Below are 18,505 nucleotides of genomic sequence, written 5' to 3'. Positions count from 1 at the left end.
CCTTATTTCTTATGTCGGATGCGCGGGTTAACCACGCCATACAGCAGATCAACCAGCAGGTTGACCAGAATGATCAGGATGGCAACCAGCAGCACGCCGCCCTGCACTACCGGATAGTCGCGGCGCTGCAGCGCTTCAATCAGCCAGCGGCCCAGACCCGGCCATGAGAAGATAGTCTCGGTCAGAATCGCACCGGCCAGCAGCGTACCGACCTGCAGACCGATAACGGTAACCACCGGCAGCATCGCATTACGCAGCGCATGCACGACAATAACCCGCATGCGCGTCAGCCCTTTGGCGCGGGCGGTGCGGATATAATCCTCGCCCAGCACCTCCAGCATGGAGGAGCGCGTCATACGCACAATCACCGCCAGCGGAATGGTGCCCAGCACAATCGCCGGCAGGATCATATGCATGACCGCATCTTTGAAGTCGCCCTCTTCCCCCCACAGGAGCGTATCGATCAGCATAAAGCCGGTCAGGGGATGGCTGTCGTCAAGGAAGATGGTATCGCTGACCCGGCCAGAGACCGGCGTCAGGTTGAGCTGCACCGATACCAGCATAATCAGCATGATCCCCCACCAGAAGATCGGCATGGAGTAGCCGGTCAGGGAGATCCCCACGGCGGTATGATCGAAAACCGATCCGCGCTTTACGGCGGCCAGTACGCCCACCGGAATACCCACGGCGATAGCAAACAGCATGGCACAGATGCCCAGCTCCAGCGTCGCCTGGAAGCGCGGGACAAACTCATCCCACACCGGAATGCGGCTCTTCAGAGAGATACCGAGATCGCCGTGCAGCACCCCGTTGATATAGGTGATGTACTGCTTCCACATCGGCTGGTCGAGGCCAAACTGCGCCATCAGCTGTGCGTGACGCTCCGGGGAGATACCGCGTTCGCCCGCCATGATCAGCACCGGGTCGCCGGGGATCAGATGAACAAACGCAAAGGTCAGTAGGGTAATACCGATAAACGTCGGGATGACAAGGCCCAGACGTCGGAGTATGAATTGCAGCATAAGCCGGATTCTCAGTCATTCTCCCGCAGCGGAAAGTCGTCGCGGGACTACATTGCTCATAACGCGCGGTCGGCAAAGCCGGACGCGATGCAGGCAGCGCTTCAGTAAAAGTATTTGCCGGAAAAAAGTACGGGACACGGATGGCGAAGAGCGCATCCGAGGGCCAGCAGGCTGGCCCTCACCGTGATAATCCGAAAGGGTTATTCCTGAATATCGACGTTTTCGAAGTGATGCTTACCTAACGGATCAACCACATAGCCGCTTACTTTCTTGCTGACAGGCTCATAGACGGTCGAGTGTGCAATGATCAGTGCCGGAGCCTGATCGTGCATAACAACCTGCGCCTGCTTGTAGAGCGCAATACGTTTATTGTGATCGGCTTCCGCACGGGCCGGCTGGATCAGATCTTCAAACGGCTTGTAGCACCAGCGGGAGTAGTTGGAGCCATCTTTTGCCGCTGCACAGCTGAACAGGGTGGCAAAGAAGTTATCCGGATCGCCATTGTCGCCGGTCCAGCCCATCATCACCGTCTGGTGTTCACCTGCTTTGGCGCGCTTGAGATATTCGCCCCACTCATAGGTAACAATTTTGGCTTTTACGCCAATTTTCGCCCAGTCCGCCTGAACCATCTCCGCCATGCGGCGCGCGTTCGGGTTGTATGGACGCTGCACCGGCATTGCCCAGAGATCGATAGAGAAGCCATCCGCCATGCCTGCTTCTTTCAGCAGCGCTTTGGCTTTTTCCGGATCGTAGGCGTAATCTTTGATCTGGTCGTTATAGCCCCACATGGTTGGCGGGATCAGGTTTTTCGCTGCCTGCCCTGCTCCCTGATAGACCGCATCGATGATCGCCTGCTTGTTGACCGCCATGGTCAGTGCCTGACGCACTTTGGCGTTATCCAGCGGCTTTTTCTCTGTGTTAAATGAGAGATAACCCACGTTCAGGCCAGGCTGCTCCATCAGATTGATTTTGCTGTCTTTCTTCATGCTGGCGATGTCAGCCGGGTTTGGATAAGGCATCACCTGGCACTCGCCCTTCTGCAGCTTGGCGTAGCGCACTGACGCATCTGGCGTAATAGAGAAGACCAGACGATCGATTTTTGGTTTAGTGCCCCAGAAGTCCGGGTTCGCTTTGTAGAGAATGCGTGAATCTTTCTGATACTGCTGCAGTACAAACGGGCCGGTGCCGACCGGATTCAGATCGAGTTTTTCCGGCGTGCCTGCTTTCAGCATGTTATCCGCATACTCTTTAGAAAGAATAGAGGCGAAGTCCATACCGAGGTCAGCGAGGAAAGGCGCTTCAGGACGGGTCAGGGTAAAACGCACGGTGTGATCGTCAACTTTTTCAATTTTGCCGATCAGCTTCGGCATATCCATGCCTTCAAAATATTCGTAGCTGCCGCCAGAGACGCCGTGGAATTTATTGTTTTTATCGAGCTGGCGCTCAAATGAAAACACCACGTCATCGGCGTTAAATTCACGCGTTGGTTTGAAATCTTTCGTGCTCTGCCACTTCACGCCCTGGCGCAGGTGGAAAGTGTAGGTTTTGCCATCTTCGCTGACATCCCACTTTTCAGCCAGGCCTGGCTGCAGTTCAGTGGTGCCGGTTTTAAACTCAACCAGACGGTTATAAATCGGGACCGAGCTGGCGTCATAGGTGGTGCCAGAGGTAAAGAGCTGCGGGTTGAAACCTTCCGGCGAGCCTTCTGAACAGTAGACAAGGGTCTTCGCCTGAACACCGGCAGCGACGGTCATCGCAATCAGGCTGAGACCGGCCTTCAGCATCCTGGATTTAGCCCGGGAGTTCATCATGTTTTGCTCCATTGTGATGTGATGTTGTGTGCATCGCCCGTCCTCTGATTTTTTTATGCGGTACGGGCAGGTCTGACAGCGACCAGAATGTGAGCGGTTATTGTTATTGCCCTGGCGGGATACACCAGCCAGATGCGTCCGTCTCTACATCTTACTGAGGCATCAATTTGTCAACAGTTGCAACGAACGTCAATACAACATGGGGTTATTTACACAGAGTGTGAGTAAGTGCAAGCAACGATAAAAAAGAGCACTGGAGAGAGAAACCGATATATAAGGCGGTGAAAAAGCGTTCGATACCGCTGGATTATCTGGCGCTTGCGTCAAATAACAGTGATTATCACCGCTAAAAAACATTTTAAAATTGTCGATAAACGTCGAATATCTGAACGATTCCCCGTGCGTTATGACGTTCGGGTAGCGAAATATGCTGGCGTAATGGCATAAGAAATCAGCAAAAAGCAAAAGCCGGTCATAAGCAGAATGTGTCGCGAATTAAGAGAGGTGCTTTGATGCAGCAAGTGATGAAGAGCGGTGTTGAGGAATAATAAGGTTTATCCCGGTGATGATTAATGGAACGCGTAAATTGATGACTTTGCTTGATCGCTGCCGGGATGTGAGTCTGGTTCAGGGAAGGCCAGTAAATCCTCAGTCATCACCGAAGCCGGATAAAGGGTGAAATGCGGGGCCGTGGAGTAAAGCGTCACACGCCATGGATGGCGTGTGACGGGCGATCAGGGACGGACCTGGTCTTTACGGAGCGGTCGCGGATTTCACCCTGAGAGTGCAAATACGACAGACGAAAAAAACCTGCTTTTTGCAAAGCAGGTTTCTTAAATGATGGTCGGCGAGAGAGGATTCGAACCTCCGACCCACTGGTCCCAAACCAGTTGCGCTACCAAGCTGCGCTACTCGCCGATGGGGGCGAATATTACTGCTGCGCCTTTACAGCGTCAATCCCTTTTCCCTTTAAAGCTGCCTGATTGCCTGAAAAGCAGGCAACCGCGCCGGGAAGGCGATCTCAGCGCGGGCATACCGGTCAGAGATTGCTCGGTGCTTTAGCGGCGGGAGCCTGACACCAGTTGTTTGCCGGATTGATACCGCCATTGGGTGAGGTGTAGCCCAGACAGCCCAGTATGGTATCAAACAGCTCAACGTGACGATGCGTTTTACCGACACGCTGCTGCGCCTGCAGTCGCTCAAAGTTGCTGCGGTTCACCGGATCGTCCAGGTATTTATCGGACGCCCAGACCATCATCGGCACGCGGAACTGCTCAGGCGGCGCCATCTCACGTGGGGTGCCGTGCAGGTGCATATTTTCGCTGATCGACTCGCCGTGGTCCGCCGCATAGAACACCAGCGCTTTTTTATCACGCAGCTGATCCAGTACGCTGTCGAGCATCGAGTCCACATACAAAACAGAGTTGTCATAAGCGTTGATCAACTGCGCCTTGCTGCAGGTGTCATCCACGCCCATGCACTCAGGCTGATAACGCGCGAAGCTGCGGGGATAGCGCTGCGAGTAAAGATAGTGTGAGCCTTTGGTATGCAGCACCACCAGATGTTTGCCTTTCGGGAAACGCTGCAGGGAAGCCTGCAGTTCCGGCACCAGCAGCATGTCGTCTACCGCTTTACCCTGATTACGCTTTTCAGAGCCGATCTGCTCGCGGAAAGAGAAGTTATTCACATCAGCATTGTCATAGAACCAGACCTCGCTCTGCATGGCGAACAGCTCAGAGGTAAAACCCAGCTCTTTCATGACGGCAAATACGTTCTGCTCTTTCAGAGTACGGCCCGGATTATCCATGGTGCCGCCTTCGCGAACAAACATGCAGCGCAGCGAGAGCTTGGTTGCGGTGTCGCAGGACTCACCGCGGAACGCCACCAGGTTTTTCTCTTTGGAGAGCTTTGGCGTGGTATCGCGATCGTAGCCCAGCATCCCCATATGATCCCAGCGCGTGGTTTCACCGATAACAAACACGACGTAAGTGTCATCAATGCCTGCCGGTGCCACATAGGTAAAGTTTTTCGCCGGATCGAACAGCGCTTCGCTGTCCAGCTTTTCATCCACTTTAGTCCAGGTAAACAGCCCCAGAGCAGCAATCCAGTTAGAAGGCAGATAAGAGTGTGCCACTACCCCGCCATAGCTGGGCAGATCGATATTCGTGATCTCTTCCTGCGTTTTCTGCAGTTTGTCAAAATAGCGGATCGGCAGCCATACCAGCGCCACGCTCAGCAGCATAATGGCTACCGGTTTCAGGCGCTGTCCCGGTGTTTTTAGCTGCTCAATCAGCGTCATACGCAGCCGGTTGCGCCAGATCAGCAGCAGCGGCAGCGCGCTGACCAGCACCATCCAGACAATAAAATGCAGGCCGATCACTTCTTTAGAGAGATCGATGTCGGTTGTCATAACCGAAGCCACAATGCCGTAGCCAATCACGACATTAAAGAAGGTCATGTAATATGCCGCGGCCACGGAAATCACCACCAGCAGACTCGCCAGCACGCGGTAAGCCCATTTTCCACCCAGCGAGAGCAGGCGCATCAGGAAAAAGGTAAGTAAAACAGCGGCCGTGACTTCAGCAACAGCAGAAAGCCAGTCGGACGGGGTTGATTTGGTTAAGAAGCCGTCAAAGCGGCGGTAAAAAATTGGCAGGTTTAGCAGGATGCCAAGATAAAGTGCGAGCAGCAGAGAAAGCTTCTGCTGAGTTAAACTTTTGATATAATTCATTTAAATTTTCTGTTCCCGACCCGGTGTCGATTTATCACCGTTCCTGTGACTCTGTTCAGACAGCAAGGTTCGCTTTGAGAATGGAAAAGCGTGACGTATCGAGCAGGATCGGGACGAATCTGAACCGAAAATAACTGCGATGCCGTGTTAAGCGCAGCAGTAGAACATTTAACCAATGGTAAGACCAGATTTTTTTGTGCGGGCTAAAAGCGGGTGAATAAAAAAGGCTCCCGCAGGAGCCCGGTTAACCGCGTGCGTGCTTAATTAATGATATTCAGCGTCACGTCGATATTGCCGCGGGTGGCATTAGAGTAAGGGCACACGATGTGTGCAGCATCGACCAGCTTTTGGGCTTCTGCAGCATCCATCTCCGGCAGGTGGATATTCAGCGTAGCTTCAATACCAAAACCGGTCGGAATCGGGCCGATGCCAACTTCACCTTCAATCCACGCCTCTTTTGGCATCGCGATTTTGTCGCGACCGGCAACAAATTTCATGGCGCCGAGGAAACAGGCTGAATAGCCTGCAGCAAACAGCTGCTCCGGATTAGTCGCCTCGCCACCGGCTCCGCCCATCTCTTTTGGCACGCCCAGCTTAACGTCCAGGACGTTGTCAGAAGAGGTTGCACGTCCGTCACGGCCACCGGTTGCTTTTGCTTTAGCTGTATAAACCACTTTGTCTAAAGACATACTTTATCTCCGTTCGCTATATAATAACGCGCTACTTATCCGCGCCGATGTAAATGCTTTTTTATCCGCGCAGTCAGCCTGCGCGGTTCAGATTGGTGCGCAGCATATCAAGCTGCTCTTTCAGCGCTGCCATCGTCCCGGTGTCACAGGCCGTCGCACACTGCACCGCTTCCGGAATCGCAGCGGCGCGCGCCTGTAGCTCGCGCCCCTCATCGGTCAGCGTCACCACGACCTGCCGTTCATCCTGGCGTGAACGCTGCCGGCGCACCAGCCCGGCTGTTTCCAGCCGCTTAAGCAGCGGCGTCAGCGTCGCGGAGTCAAGAAACAGCTGTTCGCCAATCTCTGACACCGTGACATCATCCTGCACCCAGAGCACCAGCATCACCAGGTATTGCGGATAGGTGATATTGAGTGCCGCCAGCTGCTGACGATAGACCTTATGCATGGCCAGATTCGCCGAGTAGAGCGCGAAACAGAGATGCTGATCAACCTGGAGTGGCGGCCGCTTCACTTTTTTGCCATCTTGATTACTGTTCATGCAAATTAATATAGATAGCGCGCTAGATAATTGCAAGCTACTTTTCACGGGAGAGTGAAGATGCAGGATTCACTGGAGGAGCAGGCGCGTCGTTTTGCTACTGAACTTCATGCAGCCACAGGCCAGCGACGTAAATACACCGATGAGCCCTATATCGTTCACCCGCAGGCAGTGGCTGAACTGGTGCGCAGCGTAACCGATGATGAAGAGATGCTGGCAGCTGCCTGGCTGCACGATACGGTAGAAGACACATCCAGCACGCTACAGGATATTGAACAGCAGTTTGGCCAGCGCGTAGCCGGCCTGGTCGCGATGCTGACTGACAGCGCCCAGCCGCAGGCCAGAAACCGCGCGGCGCGCAAACTGGCACACTTCCGGCATACGGCGGACGCCTCACCCGAAGCGCAGACGATCAAGCTGGCAGATATTATCGATAATACCCGCGCGATAGTGCAGTTTGACCCGGATTTTGCGCGCGTTTATCTGATTGAGAAGCAGGTGCAGATTCAGCTACTGCTGCAGGGCGATAAACAGCTCTGGCAGCAGGCGCATCAGAATATCAAACAGGGATTGCAGCAACTGTCGCAGCCCCCCTATAACGTTCCGGAAAGCTGGTTCGCCCGTCAGGCGGCTAAATTTGAAGCGCTGAAATAAAAAACCCGCCGTGCAGGCGGGTTCGGAGAACCGATAATTGGTTACTCAAGCAGCTGCCGTCCCAGATAGGGATTCGCCTGCAGCAGCTTCATCAATTTGCGTGCCGTAGCGGAGGGGCGCGTGCGCTGCGCTTCCCAGCTTTTTACTGATGAGACGCTCACCCCCATCACGCGGGCGAACTCATCCACCTGCATGCCGGTCATCTCACGTAAACGCTGTGGCTCGGGAACTGACACCGTGTTGAGTGCAATATCTGATACGGAAGGCTTAGCATCACGTGTCAAAACAATTTGCTCAAGACTGCTGAGTAATTCAACCATTGGATCTTTTAATTCCATAGAGAACTCCTTAAAACTCACTATGAAGCACGTGAAAGTAGAGAGGTAAGCATCAAATGATGCTGAAACCAGGCTTTATCAGGCTGCATCCCGCAGCGGTTTGGACGTTAGAGTTATAAAACCGTTACGGGACACAGCCTGCTGGGCACTGCGAACATGTCAGCGCAATGCAACAATTGCCGGGTTTCTTAGTATGGGTCAGAATCCAGGAATTGCTGTCTGTTTTTTGATTATTTTTTCATCTTGCTTATGGCTAAAACCTGCAGTAACGCTTAAGTGCCTGTCAGGTAAAAAGTTGCTGTCTGTCACACTCTGCCCCCTGTCCTGAATGAAGCAAAAATAGCGCCAGATCCGCATTTCGCATCCTGCGGACGTTTCGCACCGCCGCTGCGGCATTTTTGTTCGCATTGTGCTCAATAATAGAGCAGAGATGCACCAGTCTGATGCATATTAAAGGAAAGGTTATGAGTTATGCCGCCTCTGCTGCGTGCACTCCTTCGCCTGCTACGCTGGTCAGGGGCTGAAATAGGGCAGCGGTCTGCCTCATCGTTGACTATTGCTGTGCCACACGGGCGCGCTGACCGGAGAGCATCACACTGCACGCCTTCGGTCATTGTGCACGCCAGGCCATTGCACTATTCTTTAGGACCATTCTCAGCGATTCACATATTGCCATTTTGTCACGACAGGAGTTGAAACATGGCGTCAGGAACTTCCCGCATCTGGATGCGTACCGGCATGCTGCTCGCCAGCGCGCTGGTCATATTGCAACTCACCGCCTGCGGTGACAAAGAGGGCGATCAGCGTAAGGCGTTTAACGATTTTCTGCAAAATACCGTGATGCGCAGCGGTGAACATCTGCCGGCACTGAGTGAAAACCAGAAGCAGACCTTCGGTAACTACGCCAGTGACTATGCCATTCTGTATGGCTTTTCTCAGCAGGTGAGTCAGGCCACGGAACAGGGTATGCGTCCGGTCGTGGATGAGCTGGCAGCGATTCGCGTTCCGCAGGATTATCTGACCCGCCGCGATACCCTGCGTCAGGTGAGCGGCAATCTCAGCGTTCTGACGCAGCAGATCCAGAGCGCGAAAATGCAGGCTGACAGCAGCAAGGCGACGCTTAAACAGCCCGACGACCTGAAAAAGTCGTATGACGCAGCCTATGCAAAAGTGGTTACACAGCCGGCAGGCACGCTGATCCCGCTGCTGCCTAAGCTGCAGGCGCTGAGCCAGAGCGCTGTACAGACCGGAGACTATCTGCAATCGCAGGGAACACGCGTCACTTTTAATGATGGTGGCGTACAGTTCCCGACGCAGGATCAGGCGACCCGGTACAATGCGCTGATGAGTGAGCTGTCTGCAAATGCGCAGGCGCTGACGCAGGCGCAAAATGCAGTACAGGGTTCCTGGCAATAACGCCGGTTACGGGCAGTATTACCACTGCCCGGTTCTCGCTGCGCTTCGCTTTATAACGGCCTGTCGCTTTACCTACCCGCCTGTGATCTGGCGCAATTATGACCAGAAATTCTTTGTGACGCTAATCACACTTTCGCAATAAACCCGCACTACCAAAGAGTGAGGCTTATCACATAAAACCCGCTTTTTTGCTGAATTTTTCGGCGCCGCTACTTTTTTATCCCGTCTTTGTGTGACAAGAGTCACATTAACCCCCCCTGTTCACCCCGCTTTTGCGTGATATGGATCACACTAATTCCGGACGCTACGCACGCTCCTGAACAAGTGCTAGAGTCCGCCTGCATACAGTAATGCCACGGCCCCCGCCGTAACGTCTCAACAAAAACAAATGCGCGCTCTTATTGCAGCGCGTCTCAATAAGGGGTGGGTTTATGTCCTCATCAGTCAAGGTCAGAGTGCAGAGCTTTGGTCGCTTTCTGAGTAATATGGTGATGCCTAACATCGGTGCGTTTATCGCATGGGGTATCATCACCGCGCTGTTTATTCCAACCGGATGGATCCCGAACGAAACGCTGGCGAAACTCGTCGGTCCGATGATCACCTATCTGCTGCCGCTGCTGATTGGCTTCACCGGTGGCCGTCTGGTCGGCGGCGATCGCGGTGGCGTGGTCGGCGCCATTACGACAATGGGCGTCATTGTCGGTGCCGATATGCCGATGTTCCTCGGTGCGATGCTTGCCGGACCGCTGGGCGGCTGGGCAATCCGCGCGTTTGACCGGGCCGTTGACGGCAAGATCAAAAGCGGTTTCGAGATGCTGGTGAATAACTTCTCCGCCGGCATCATCGGTATGCTGCTGGCGCTGCTGGCGTTCCTGGCTATTGGTCCGCTGGTGCAGGGGCTGTCGCACATTCTCGCCGCCGGGGTTAACCTGATGGTGCAGAACAACCTGCTGCCGCTGACCTCTATTTTCGTTGAGCCGGCGAAAATCCTGTTCCTTAACAACGCCATCAACCACGGCATTTTCTCGCCGCTGGGTATTCAGCAGGCGAGCGAAGCGGGTAAATCGATCTTCTTCCTGATCGAAGCTAACCCGGGCCCGGGGATGGGCGTGCTGGTCGCTTATATGATCTTTGGTCGCGGCAGCGCCAAACAGTCAGCGGGCGGTGCCGCTATTATCCACTTCCTCGGCGGCATCCATGAGATTTACTTCCCGTATGTGCTGATGGCGCCGCGCCTGCTGCTGGCGGTGATCCTGGGCGGTATGACCGGCGTATTTACGCTGACGCTGCTGAATGGCGGCCTGGTCTCTCCGGCGTCACCGGGTTCTATCCTGGCCGTGCTGGCGATGACGCCAAAAGGCGCCTATTTTGCTAACGTTGCCGCTATCGTAGCCGCTTTTGCCGTCTCTTTTGTTGTCTCTTCTATCCTGCTGAAAACCAGCAAAGTGAAAGAAGACGAAGATATTGAAGCGGCGACCCAGCGTATGCGCGACATGAAAGCGCAGTCTAAAGGCCAGCCGGCGGCAGGCGCGCCGGTAGTAGCTGACGCTCACAGCGTAGACGTGAGCCACGTGCGTAAAATCATCGTTGCCTGTGACGCCGGTATGGGTTCCAGCGCCATGGGTGCCGGCGTGCTGCGCAAAAAAGTGCAGGATGCGGGCCTCACGAATGTGTCGGTGACGAACAGCGCTATTAATGCGCTGCCGGGTGACGTTGACCTGGTGATCACACACCGCGATCTTACGGAACGGGCGATGCGTCAGGCACCGCAGGCGCAGCATATCTCGCTGAATAATTTCCTTGATAGCGCGCTCTACACCAACCTGACCGAGCGACTGGTCACGGTAAACCGCAGCGTGGCGCATCGCGAAACGGTGCAGTCAACGCTGGCAGACAGCTTTGATAACGAGAATACGCACCTGTTTAAGCTCGGGACGGATAACGTATTCCTCGATCTGAGCGCCAGCAACAAAGAACAGGCGATCCGCTTTGCCGGTGAGCAGCTGGTAAAAGGTGGCTATGTCCAGCCAGAGTACGTTGAGGCGATGCTGGCCCGTGAAAAGCTGACGCCAACCTATCTGGGTGAGTCGATTGCGGTTCCGCACGGAACGGTAGAAGCGAAAGATCGCGTGCTGAAAACAGGCGTGGTGTTCTGTCAGTATCCGGCAGGCGTACAGTTTGGCGATGAGCCGGATGAGGTGGCGCGCCTGGTGATCGGGATTGCGGCCCGCAACAATGAGCACATTCAGGTGATCACCAGCCTGACCAACGCGCTGGATGATGATAGCGTGATTGAACGACTGGCGCAGACCCGCAGCGTGCAGGAAGTGCTGGATCTGCTCTCAGGCAGCAGCGTCAAAGCGTAATCAGTCAGCAGTTTTTTCCCCGGGGCGGGCAGGCCCGCCCTGTGTCCGGGGCGGAAATGCCCGCCCTTTCGCTATTTGAGATGGGTCAATTTTATGAAAGCGTTACATTTTGGAGCAGGCAATATTGGTCGCGGATTTATCGGCAAGCTGCTGGCCGATGCCGGCATCGAGCTGGTCTTTGCTGACGTCAATCAGGTTGTGCTGGATGCCCTTAACGCCCGTCACACTTATCCGGTTCATGTTGTTGGCGAACAGGCAAAAACGGAGACGGTCACCGGCGTCAGCGCCGTTAACAGCACCAGCGATGACATCATTGCGCTGATCGCTGAAGTCGATCTGGTCACGACTGCCGTCGGACCGCAGATCCTCGAACGTATTGCCGGCAGCGTGGCGCAGGGTCTGATCGCCCGTCACGATCGGGGTAATACGGCACCGCTTAACATCATCGCCTGCGAAAATATGGTGCGCGGCACCAGTCAGCTGAAGCAGCATGTGCTGAAGGCGCTGCCGGCGCAGCATCACGCCTGGGCAGAAGCGCACGTCGGCTTTGTCGATTCCGCCGTGGATCGTATTGTCCCGCCTTCTGAAGCGGGCAGCAGCGATCCGCTGGAAGTGACCGTTGAGACCTTCAGCGAATGGATTGTTGATAAAACGCAGTTTAAAGGGGCGCTGCCGGCGATCCCTGGCATGGAACTGACCGACAATCTGATGGCGTTTGTTGAACGCAAGCTCTTTACCCTTAATACCGGCCACGCTATTACCGCTTATCTGGGCAAACTGGCGGGTCATGTAACCATTCGCGATGCGATCCTGGATAGCCGCATTCGCGCCGTGGTTGAGGGGGCCATGCAGGAGAGCGGCGCCGTTCTGATCAGGCGCTACGATTTTGATGCAGAGAAACATGCGGCTTACATCAGCAAAATCCTTACCCGCTTTGAGAACCCTTACCTGAAAGATGACGTCGAGCGCGTAGGCCGCCAGCCGCTGCGCAAGCTGAGCGCAGGCGATCGCCTGATTAAACCGCTGCTCGGCACGCTGGAGTACCAGCTACCGCACGATAATCTGGTGCAGGGGATCGCAGCCGCGATGCACTACCGCAGCGATGCCGATCCGCAGGCTCAGGAGCTGGCCACGCTGATCGCGGAACAGGGCGTTGCAGAGACGCTGGTAAAAATTTCCGGCCTGGAGCCGGAGAGTCAGGCAGTAGAGGCTGTGGTGAGCGCTTACAGCGCTATGGCATAATGCGCGCCCCCGGGTGAGCAAACCGGGCGCAACAGGGTTGCGCCCGCAGACGGTAGCTGAACGATGCAGGCAATGATGGAAGAGAAGCAGGCTTTTGAAAACCAGGTGCTTGAGCGCCTGAACGCCGGTCGTTCGGTGAGAAGCTTTCTGATTGCTGCGGTTGAACTGCTGGCAGAAGCGGTTAATCTGCTGGTGCTGCAGGTTTTTCGCAAAGATGATTATGCGGTAAGGTACGCCGTCGAACCACTGCTGCTGGGAGACGGGCCGCTGGGCGAGCTGTCGGTACGTCTTAAGCTTGTTTACGGACTGGGCGTGATTACGCGGCAGGAGTATGAGGATTGCGAACTGCTGCTGACGCTGCGCGAAGAGCTGAACCACGACGCCAGCGACTATCGCTTTACTGATGACGAGGTGCTGGGTCCGTTCAGTGAGCTGCACTGTGTGGTCGCCTGGCCGCCGCAGCCCGACTTCACCCGCGATGATGAGGCGCTGCGCATTATGCAGCAGCAGCGTTATCTGCAGATGGTGCGATCCACCATGGTGCTCTCTTTGACCGAACTGATTTCCCGAATTTCGCACAAGCAGGCATTCAAAAAGCCCGCTGTCTGACCTCAGGCAGCGGTACATCGAACAGTCATACTGCCCGCCCGGCCTAAATTAATGTATCCTTTCCCTGTTTTCCTTAATGAGTTTTTCCAATGAAAGAACAAGTCAAAGCCGAGATCAAACGCCTCAGCGATCAGCTGGACGCACTGAACCGCAAAGAGCCCCAGCTGCTGGAAGCGGGTGACGCTGAAAAGCTGGGTGCGCTGCTGAAAGAGAAAGAGACGCTGGTGCAGGAGATTGAACGTCTGCGCGGCGTACGTGATGAAAAGCTGAGCAAAGAGGCGCAGCAGCTGCAGCAGCTGCCGTTCAGCCGTGAAATCACGAAAAAAGAGCAGGCCAACATGGGTGCGCTGAAGAAAAGCGTGCGCGGCCTGGTTGTGGTGCATCCGATGACCGCGCTGGGACGAGAAATGGGTCTGAAAGTCATGACCGGCTACGCAAAACAGCCGTTCTGAGGCTGTTCAGGCTGCACGGTCTGCGCGGTGAGCGCAGCCGGCGGCCTGCTGAACCTGCTCTTTCAGGCTGTCGAGCAGCGTGTAGCGCCGGCGATATTCGGCGCGCTTTTTACTGGCTATCTCCTCCAGCGCTTTGCGCTCCATCTGCAGCGGCAGCGTAAAGCAGCCGTCGGCCCGCTCCTCGCCGCCCAGCGACAGCCAGAACTCACTGTAGCTGGCAAAAAACTTATCCCCTTTACTGTGTCGATAGCGCAGGCTGCGAAACACATGCGTGGTGTCCCCGACGGCGGCTATCGCTTCTGCTCCACACGCCTCCGCCAGCAGAAACAGCGCTTCCATCAGCACGCGCTTGGGAAACAGACCGTGCGCCGCTTTAGTCGCTTCGCGGATCGCCTCCGACGGAATATGCTTGCGCGGCCCCTGCAGTCCGCCAATAAACAGCGTACACCGCTGCGGCCCGCCAATCAGCGAGAATGAGAGGGAGGCCAGCAGCATACTTTGATAGTGCAACGTCAGCGTCAGCTCACCTTCGCGATCGTAATAGCCGGAGCTGCAGGCAATCGTAAACTGCTCTTCATTTTTGCCGCTGAGCTGTGCAACAGGCGTCCCGGCCGGATTCAGCATTAGCTGACGCAGGGCGGGATTATCAAGCTGTGCAACATGCTGGTAGTGCTGCACGATAGCGCGTGCGCGCTGCGCCACGCTAAACCGCGAACAGAGATAGGGACGATGCGGTTTAGCGGGCAGCAGACCCTGGCTGGCCATCAGCTGTGGCAAAAAGGGCAGCTGCGCCAGCTGCTGCAGATAGGTCAGCGTGGTAAACGGATAGAGCGCCGTTCGCAACGCAAACTTGGTACGAAAGCGGCCGCTGTGCCAGAGATTATCAGGTCGAAGTTTGCCGCTGATCAGCGGAAAAAACAGCGCTGAAGAAGAGAGATCGCCCGATTCAGTGTGGGTAATTGTTGTCATAAGGAGCTTAACGTCTCGAAAAAACCTGCTGCAATGTTAAGCACAGCCGCTTCAACGATTCGTTAATGACCCCACCCCGCCGGCACTAAACGGTTTGCTGTTTAGCCGGGGTTTAGATTGCCGTGACGCAGATAAAAAAAACCGGCGACATCGCACCGGTTTTTTACGCAGAAATAAGCGCTGATTATTTTGCTGAAGCAAAACGCGCTGCTGCTTCGTCCCAGTTCACTACGTTCCAGAACGCTTTGATGTAGTCAGGGCGCTTGTTCTGATACTTCAGATAGTAAGCGTGCTCCCACACATCCAGACCAATGATTGGGAAGCCAGACGCACCGGCGATCGCGTCACCCATCAGCGGGTTATCCTGGTTAGCGGTTGAAACCACAGCCAGTTTGTCGCCTTTTTTCACCAGCCACGCCCAGCCAGAGCCAAAACGGGTAGCTGCTGCTTTTTCAAACTCTTCCTGGAATTTCTCAACGCTACCGAAATCTTTTTCGATAGCCGCTTTCAGGTCGCCCTGCAGCGTGGTGCCGGTTTTCAGGCCTTTCCAGAACAGGCTATGGTTAGCGTGGCCGCCAGCGTTGTTACGCAGCGGGCCTTTTTTGTCTGCTGGCAGCTGATCCAGTTTGGTAATCAGCTCATCAACCGGCAGATCGGCGAATTCGGTACCTTCCAGCGCTGCGTTAGCGTTGTTTACGTAGGTCTGGTGGTGTTTGGTGTGATGGATTTCCATCGTCTGCTTGTCGAAGTGCGGTTCCAGTGCGTCGTAGGCGTACGGCAGGGATGGCAGTGAATAACTCATGTTCTTCCTCTCCATTTAATGTTTTGCAGCATCACCTTACCAGTGTGCCGCGTAAGCAGTGGGATCATTATAGTTAAAATCATGATCCATAAAAGGGTTATCAATGCCGTAGAAATGATAAGGATTTGCGGTTCAGCGGCCTGAACCGGCTAGCGCAGCCGCTGCGGGTGGGTATAGATCGTTGCCCGCCCTGGCTTACTGAAGCCTACCAGCGTCAGATTACTGCGCTGCGCAACCTCTACCGCCAGCTGGGTGGCGGCCGAGACCGCAAACAGGATCTCCACGCCGCACATGGCGGACTTCTGCACCATCTCATAGCTGGCGCGGCTGGAAACCAGTACTGCGCCCTGCTGCCATCCCTGCTGACTGCGCAGCCCCAGCAGCTTATCCAGCGCAACGTGCCGCCCGACATCTTCACAGCCGCCCGGCAGCAATCCCTCGGGTGAGAGCCATGCCGCCGCGTGCGTACAGCCGGTAAGATTGCCCACCGGCTGATAGTCACGCAGCCGCGCCAGCCCGCTGTCCAGCTGAGCCAGGTCAAACGTCTGGGTAAAAGGCAGCGGCTTCAGCGGCTTACCAATCTGATCCAGCTGCTCAACGCCGCAGACGCCGCAGCCGGTTCGCCCCGCCATCGCCCGGCGCTGCGCTTTTAACGCCATAAACCGGCGGCTGGCGAGCTCAATCTGTACTTCAATGCCGTTGCAGCCCGGCACCACATCGATGCCATAGATCTCAGCCGGTTGTTCAATAATCCCTTCTGAAAGCGAGAAACCCAGCGCAAACGCCTCAAGGTTGTCAGGCGTCGCCATCATGACCACATGCGAGATGCCGTTATAGACCAGCGCTACCGGCACCTCCTGTGCCAGCCAGTCAGTTTCGGCCGTTTCCGGTGTCCGGCGCTGCCACACTTCAGCCTGGCTTACGCCAGCGATCGTTTTCACAGGTTGCTCACCTGCCTGCTGTTTTGCTGTCACGTTATCTGTCTCTTATTGCACTCATCAAAAGCGGCGGGCCTCACGGCCTGTACGCTATACCGGCTGCCGGTTCAGATGCTGAGCATGAACGTCGGCCAAAAATTTTTCTTCAACTTATGTGCTGGCACTCTGGCTGCGCGGCCCGCGGCGGTCACAGAATCGTCCCTCCCTCCGGCTGCCGTCACCGGCAGTTAATCGTCCGTCAGCCAGCCGCCTGAGCGTCAGGCTGCTATCATCAGCGTAGTCGTGCTGCTTTCATTGTTGGCAGCGTTATCGCCAGAAAATAGAGGTGTTCCCTGATGAGTATTCGCATTATTCCGCAGAATCAGCCGGAAACACGCGAACCGCAGACCGCGGAACAGATCCCGCCGCTGCTGTTTCCCCGGCTGAAAAATCTCTATAGCCGTCGCGCTGCACGCCTGCGCCATCTGGCGGCAAAAAATCCGCTGGGTGACTATCTGCGCTTTGCTGCAGTGATCGCTCAGGCGCAGGAGATTGTGCTGTATGACCATCCGCTGCGGCTCGATCTGCGTCCGCGCCTTGCAGAAAGCGCGCAGCGCAATGAGCCGCCGCTTGATATTCGCCACTATCCGCGCGATCGTCACTGGCAGCAGCTGCTGCACTCACTGATTGCAGAACTCAAACCGGAGATGAGTGGCCAGGCGCTGGCGGTGCTGGAGAACCTGGAAAAATCGTCCGCCAGCGAGCTGGAGACGCTTGCCAGCGCGCTGCTGGCCGGGGAATTTAGCCGGGTCAGCAGCGATAAGTCGCCTTTTGTCTGGGCTGCACTGTCGCTGTACTGGGCGCAGATGGCCGCTATGATACCTGGCAAGGTGCGGACGGAACAGGGCGATCACCGGCAGTTCTGCCCGGTCTGCGGCAGCGTTCCGGTTACCGGCCTGGTGCATATGGATGTGGCGCAGGAGGGATTACGCTATCTGCACTGCAACCTGTGCGAAAGTGAGTGGCACGTCGCCAGTGACCGATGCTGCAACTGTGAGCAGACGCGCGATCTGCACCTCTGGTCGCTCGATAATCACCAGGCTGCCGTTCATGCAGAGAGCTGCGGCGACTGCGGCACCTATATGAAACTGCTCTGCCAGGAGCGGGATCCGGCGGTAGAGCCTGTTGCCGACGACCTGGCGTCGCTGGTGCTGGATGCGCGCATGGAGCAGGAAGGGTTTGCCCGCAGTAGCCTGAATCCATTTATGTTTCCCGGCGAATAGCTGGCCCGGGCGTTACCGCTACGTACCGCGTTTTATACGGAGGCTTTGATGAAACTGATAGGCAGTTATACCAGCCCGTTCGTGCGCAAAATTTCAGTTATTCTGCTGGAAAAGGGCATCGTGTTTGAGTTTATAAACCATACACCCTGGGCGGAAGATAGCCAGGTGCCCCACTATAATCCGCTGGGAAAAGTACCGGCTCTGATCGACGAGCGCGGATTAACCTGGTACGACTCTTCTGTCATTGCTCAGGTTATTGAGCTGCGTGATGAAGCACCCGCCCTGCTGCCTGATGATGCGCTGCGCGCGCTGCAGGTACGCCAGCTGGCAAAGCTGGCTGATGGTATTAACGACGCGGCGGTGACCATTGTGCGGGAACAGATGCGGCCTGGCGCGCAGCAGTCTGAAGAGGTGCTGCTGCGCAACCGCGAAAAAATCCAGCGCGGTCTGGATGCGCTGGAGGCGGCCGCGGCGAAAGCGGAGTTGATCAACACCGGCACACTGAATCTGGCGGATATTGCGACCGGCTGCATGATTGGCTATCTGAATTTCCGTCGCGTGCTGCCGAACTGGTGTGTAAACCGCCCGGCGCTGGTCAAACTGGCGGAAACCCTGTTTCAGCGCGAGAGCTTCGCGCGTACCGTGCCGCCGGCAGGTTAGACGGGA

Annotated in this window: 17 protein-coding genes and 1 tRNA gene; 8 read left to right on the top strand and 10 right to left on the bottom strand. The window is 55.7% G+C overall.

Annotated elements, in window-relative coordinates:
- Nucleotides 1-2: 2 nt before the first annotated feature.
- From dppB to FS690_RS13755, 6 genes are all read right to left on the bottom strand, one after another.
- On the bottom strand, nt 3-1,022 hold the full coding sequence (gene dppB / locus FS690_RS13780; protein WP_039381648.1) for a dipeptide ABC transporter permease DppB: 1,020 nt from the start codon (nt 1,020-1,022) through the stop codon (nt 3-5).
- Nucleotides 1,023-1,222: 200 nt separating this feature from the next.
- Nucleotides 1,223-2,833: a dipeptide ABC transporter periplasmic-binding protein DppA gene (dppA, locus tag FS690_RS13775; RefSeq protein ID WP_145339788.1), complete on the bottom strand. Its 1,611-nt coding sequence runs from the start codon at nt 2,831-2,833 to the stop codon at nt 1,223-1,225.
- A gap of 841 nt (nt 2,834-3,674) precedes the next feature.
- A tRNA-Pro gene (locus tag FS690_RS13770) sits at nt 3,675-3,751 on the bottom strand.
- A 121-nt stretch (nt 3,752-3,872) separates the two neighbouring features.
- On the bottom strand, nt 3,873-5,564 hold the full coding sequence (gene eptB, locus FS690_RS13765; protein ID WP_039381642.1) for a kdo(2)-lipid A phosphoethanolamine 7''-transferase: 1,692 nt from the start codon (nt 5,562-5,564) through the stop codon (nt 3,873-3,875).
- Nucleotides 5,565-5,824: 260 nt separating this feature from the next.
- Nucleotides 5,825-6,253 (bottom strand): organic hydroperoxide resistance protein, encoded by a 429-nt coding sequence (locus FS690_RS13760; protein WP_039381640.1) that lies wholly within the window; start codon nt 6,251-6,253, stop codon nt 5,825-5,827.
- A 73-nt stretch (nt 6,254-6,326) separates the two neighbouring features.
- Nucleotides 6,327-6,791 (bottom strand): MarR family winged helix-turn-helix transcriptional regulator, encoded by a 465-nt coding sequence (locus FS690_RS13755; protein WP_071668230.1) that lies wholly within the window; start codon nt 6,789-6,791, stop codon nt 6,327-6,329.
- 60 nt (nt 6,792-6,851) lie between these two features.
- Between FS690_RS13755 and FS690_RS13750 the strand changes: the two genes are divergently transcribed.
- Nucleotides 6,852-7,445, top strand: a complete 594-nt coding sequence (locus FS690_RS13750) for an HD domain-containing protein (RefSeq protein WP_104085869.1) — start codon at nt 6,852-6,854, stop codon at nt 7,443-7,445.
- A gap of 41 nt (nt 7,446-7,486) precedes the next feature.
- Here FS690_RS13750 and FS690_RS13745 read toward each other — a convergent pair whose 3' ends face one another.
- Complete coding sequence (locus FS690_RS13745) at nt 7,487-7,783, bottom strand: HTH-type transcriptional regulator (protein ID WP_039381633.1); 297 nt, start codon at nt 7,781-7,783, stop codon at nt 7,487-7,489.
- A gap of 699 nt (nt 7,784-8,482) precedes the next feature.
- Between FS690_RS13745 and FS690_RS13740 the strand changes: the two genes are divergently transcribed.
- The 5 genes from FS690_RS13740 (at nt 8,483) to FS690_RS13720 (ending at nt 13,868) form a co-directional block, all read left to right on the top strand.
- Complete coding sequence (locus FS690_RS13740; protein WP_071668231.1) at nt 8,483-9,199, top strand: DUF3053 domain-containing protein; 717 nt, start codon at nt 8,483-8,485, stop codon at nt 9,197-9,199.
- A gap of 431 nt (nt 9,200-9,630) precedes the next feature.
- Nucleotides 9,631-11,565 (top strand): PTS mannitol transporter subunit IICBA, encoded by a 1,935-nt coding sequence (locus tag FS690_RS13735; protein WP_039381628.1) that lies wholly within the window; start codon nt 9,631-9,633, stop codon nt 11,563-11,565.
- A gap of 93 nt (nt 11,566-11,658) precedes the next feature.
- On the top strand, nt 11,659-12,807 hold the full coding sequence (gene mtlD, locus FS690_RS13730; RefSeq protein WP_039381626.1) for a mannitol-1-phosphate 5-dehydrogenase: 1,149 nt from the start codon (nt 11,659-11,661) through the stop codon (nt 12,805-12,807).
- Nucleotides 12,808-12,870: 63 nt separating this feature from the next.
- Nucleotides 12,871-13,416 carry a mannitol operon repressor MtlR gene (mtlR, locus tag FS690_RS13725; RefSeq protein WP_175540444.1) on the top strand — a complete coding sequence of 182 codons (546 nt, stop codon included), beginning with the start codon at nt 12,871-12,873 and terminating at the stop codon, nt 13,414-13,416.
- 89 nt (nt 13,417-13,505) lie between these two features.
- A complete protein-coding gene (locus FS690_RS13720) occupies nt 13,506-13,868 on the top strand; it encodes a YibL family ribosome-associated protein (protein ID WP_065647847.1) in 363 nt (120 codons plus the stop codon).
- A gap of 6 nt (nt 13,869-13,874) precedes the next feature.
- On the opposite strand, the gene FS690_RS13715 is transcribed toward FS690_RS13720, so the two are convergent.
- The 3 genes from FS690_RS13715 to fdhD all read right to left on the bottom strand — a co-directional run bounded on the left by FS690_RS13715 (nt 13,875) and on the right by fdhD (nt 16,580).
- Nucleotides 13,875-14,837 (bottom strand): VirK/YbjX family protein, encoded by a 963-nt coding sequence (locus FS690_RS13715; protein WP_094111897.1) that lies wholly within the window; start codon nt 14,835-14,837, stop codon nt 13,875-13,877.
- A gap of 184 nt (nt 14,838-15,021) precedes the next feature.
- Entirely contained in the window at nt 15,022-15,639 is a 618-nt protein-coding gene (sodA, locus tag FS690_RS13710; protein WP_039381619.1) for a superoxide dismutase [Mn], read from the bottom strand.
- Nucleotides 15,640-15,788: 149 nt separating this feature from the next.
- Complete coding sequence (gene fdhD / locus FS690_RS13705) at nt 15,789-16,580, bottom strand: formate dehydrogenase accessory sulfurtransferase FdhD (RefSeq protein WP_039381616.1); 792 nt, start codon at nt 16,578-16,580, stop codon at nt 15,789-15,791.
- 332 nt (nt 16,581-16,912) lie between these two features.
- Between fdhD and fdhE the strand changes: the two genes are divergently transcribed.
- Entirely contained in the window at nt 16,913-17,839 is a 927-nt protein-coding gene (fdhE, locus tag FS690_RS13700) for a formate dehydrogenase accessory protein FdhE (protein WP_094111895.1), read from the top strand.
- Nucleotides 17,840-17,887: 48 nt separating this feature from the next.
- Nucleotides 17,888-18,499 (top strand): glutathione S-transferase, encoded by a 612-nt coding sequence (locus FS690_RS13695; RefSeq protein ID WP_071668235.1) that lies wholly within the window; start codon nt 17,888-17,890, stop codon nt 18,497-18,499.
- Nucleotides 18,500-18,505: the final 6 nt, after the last annotated feature.

Source organism: Pantoea sp. PSNIH1 (assembly GCF_007680655.1).
GTDB lineage: Bacteria > Pseudomonadota > Gammaproteobacteria > Enterobacterales > Enterobacteriaceae > Pantoea > Pantoea eucrina.
Note: the sequence above shows the minus strand (reverse complement) of the source record. Positions and strands in the feature narration are given on the sequence as shown.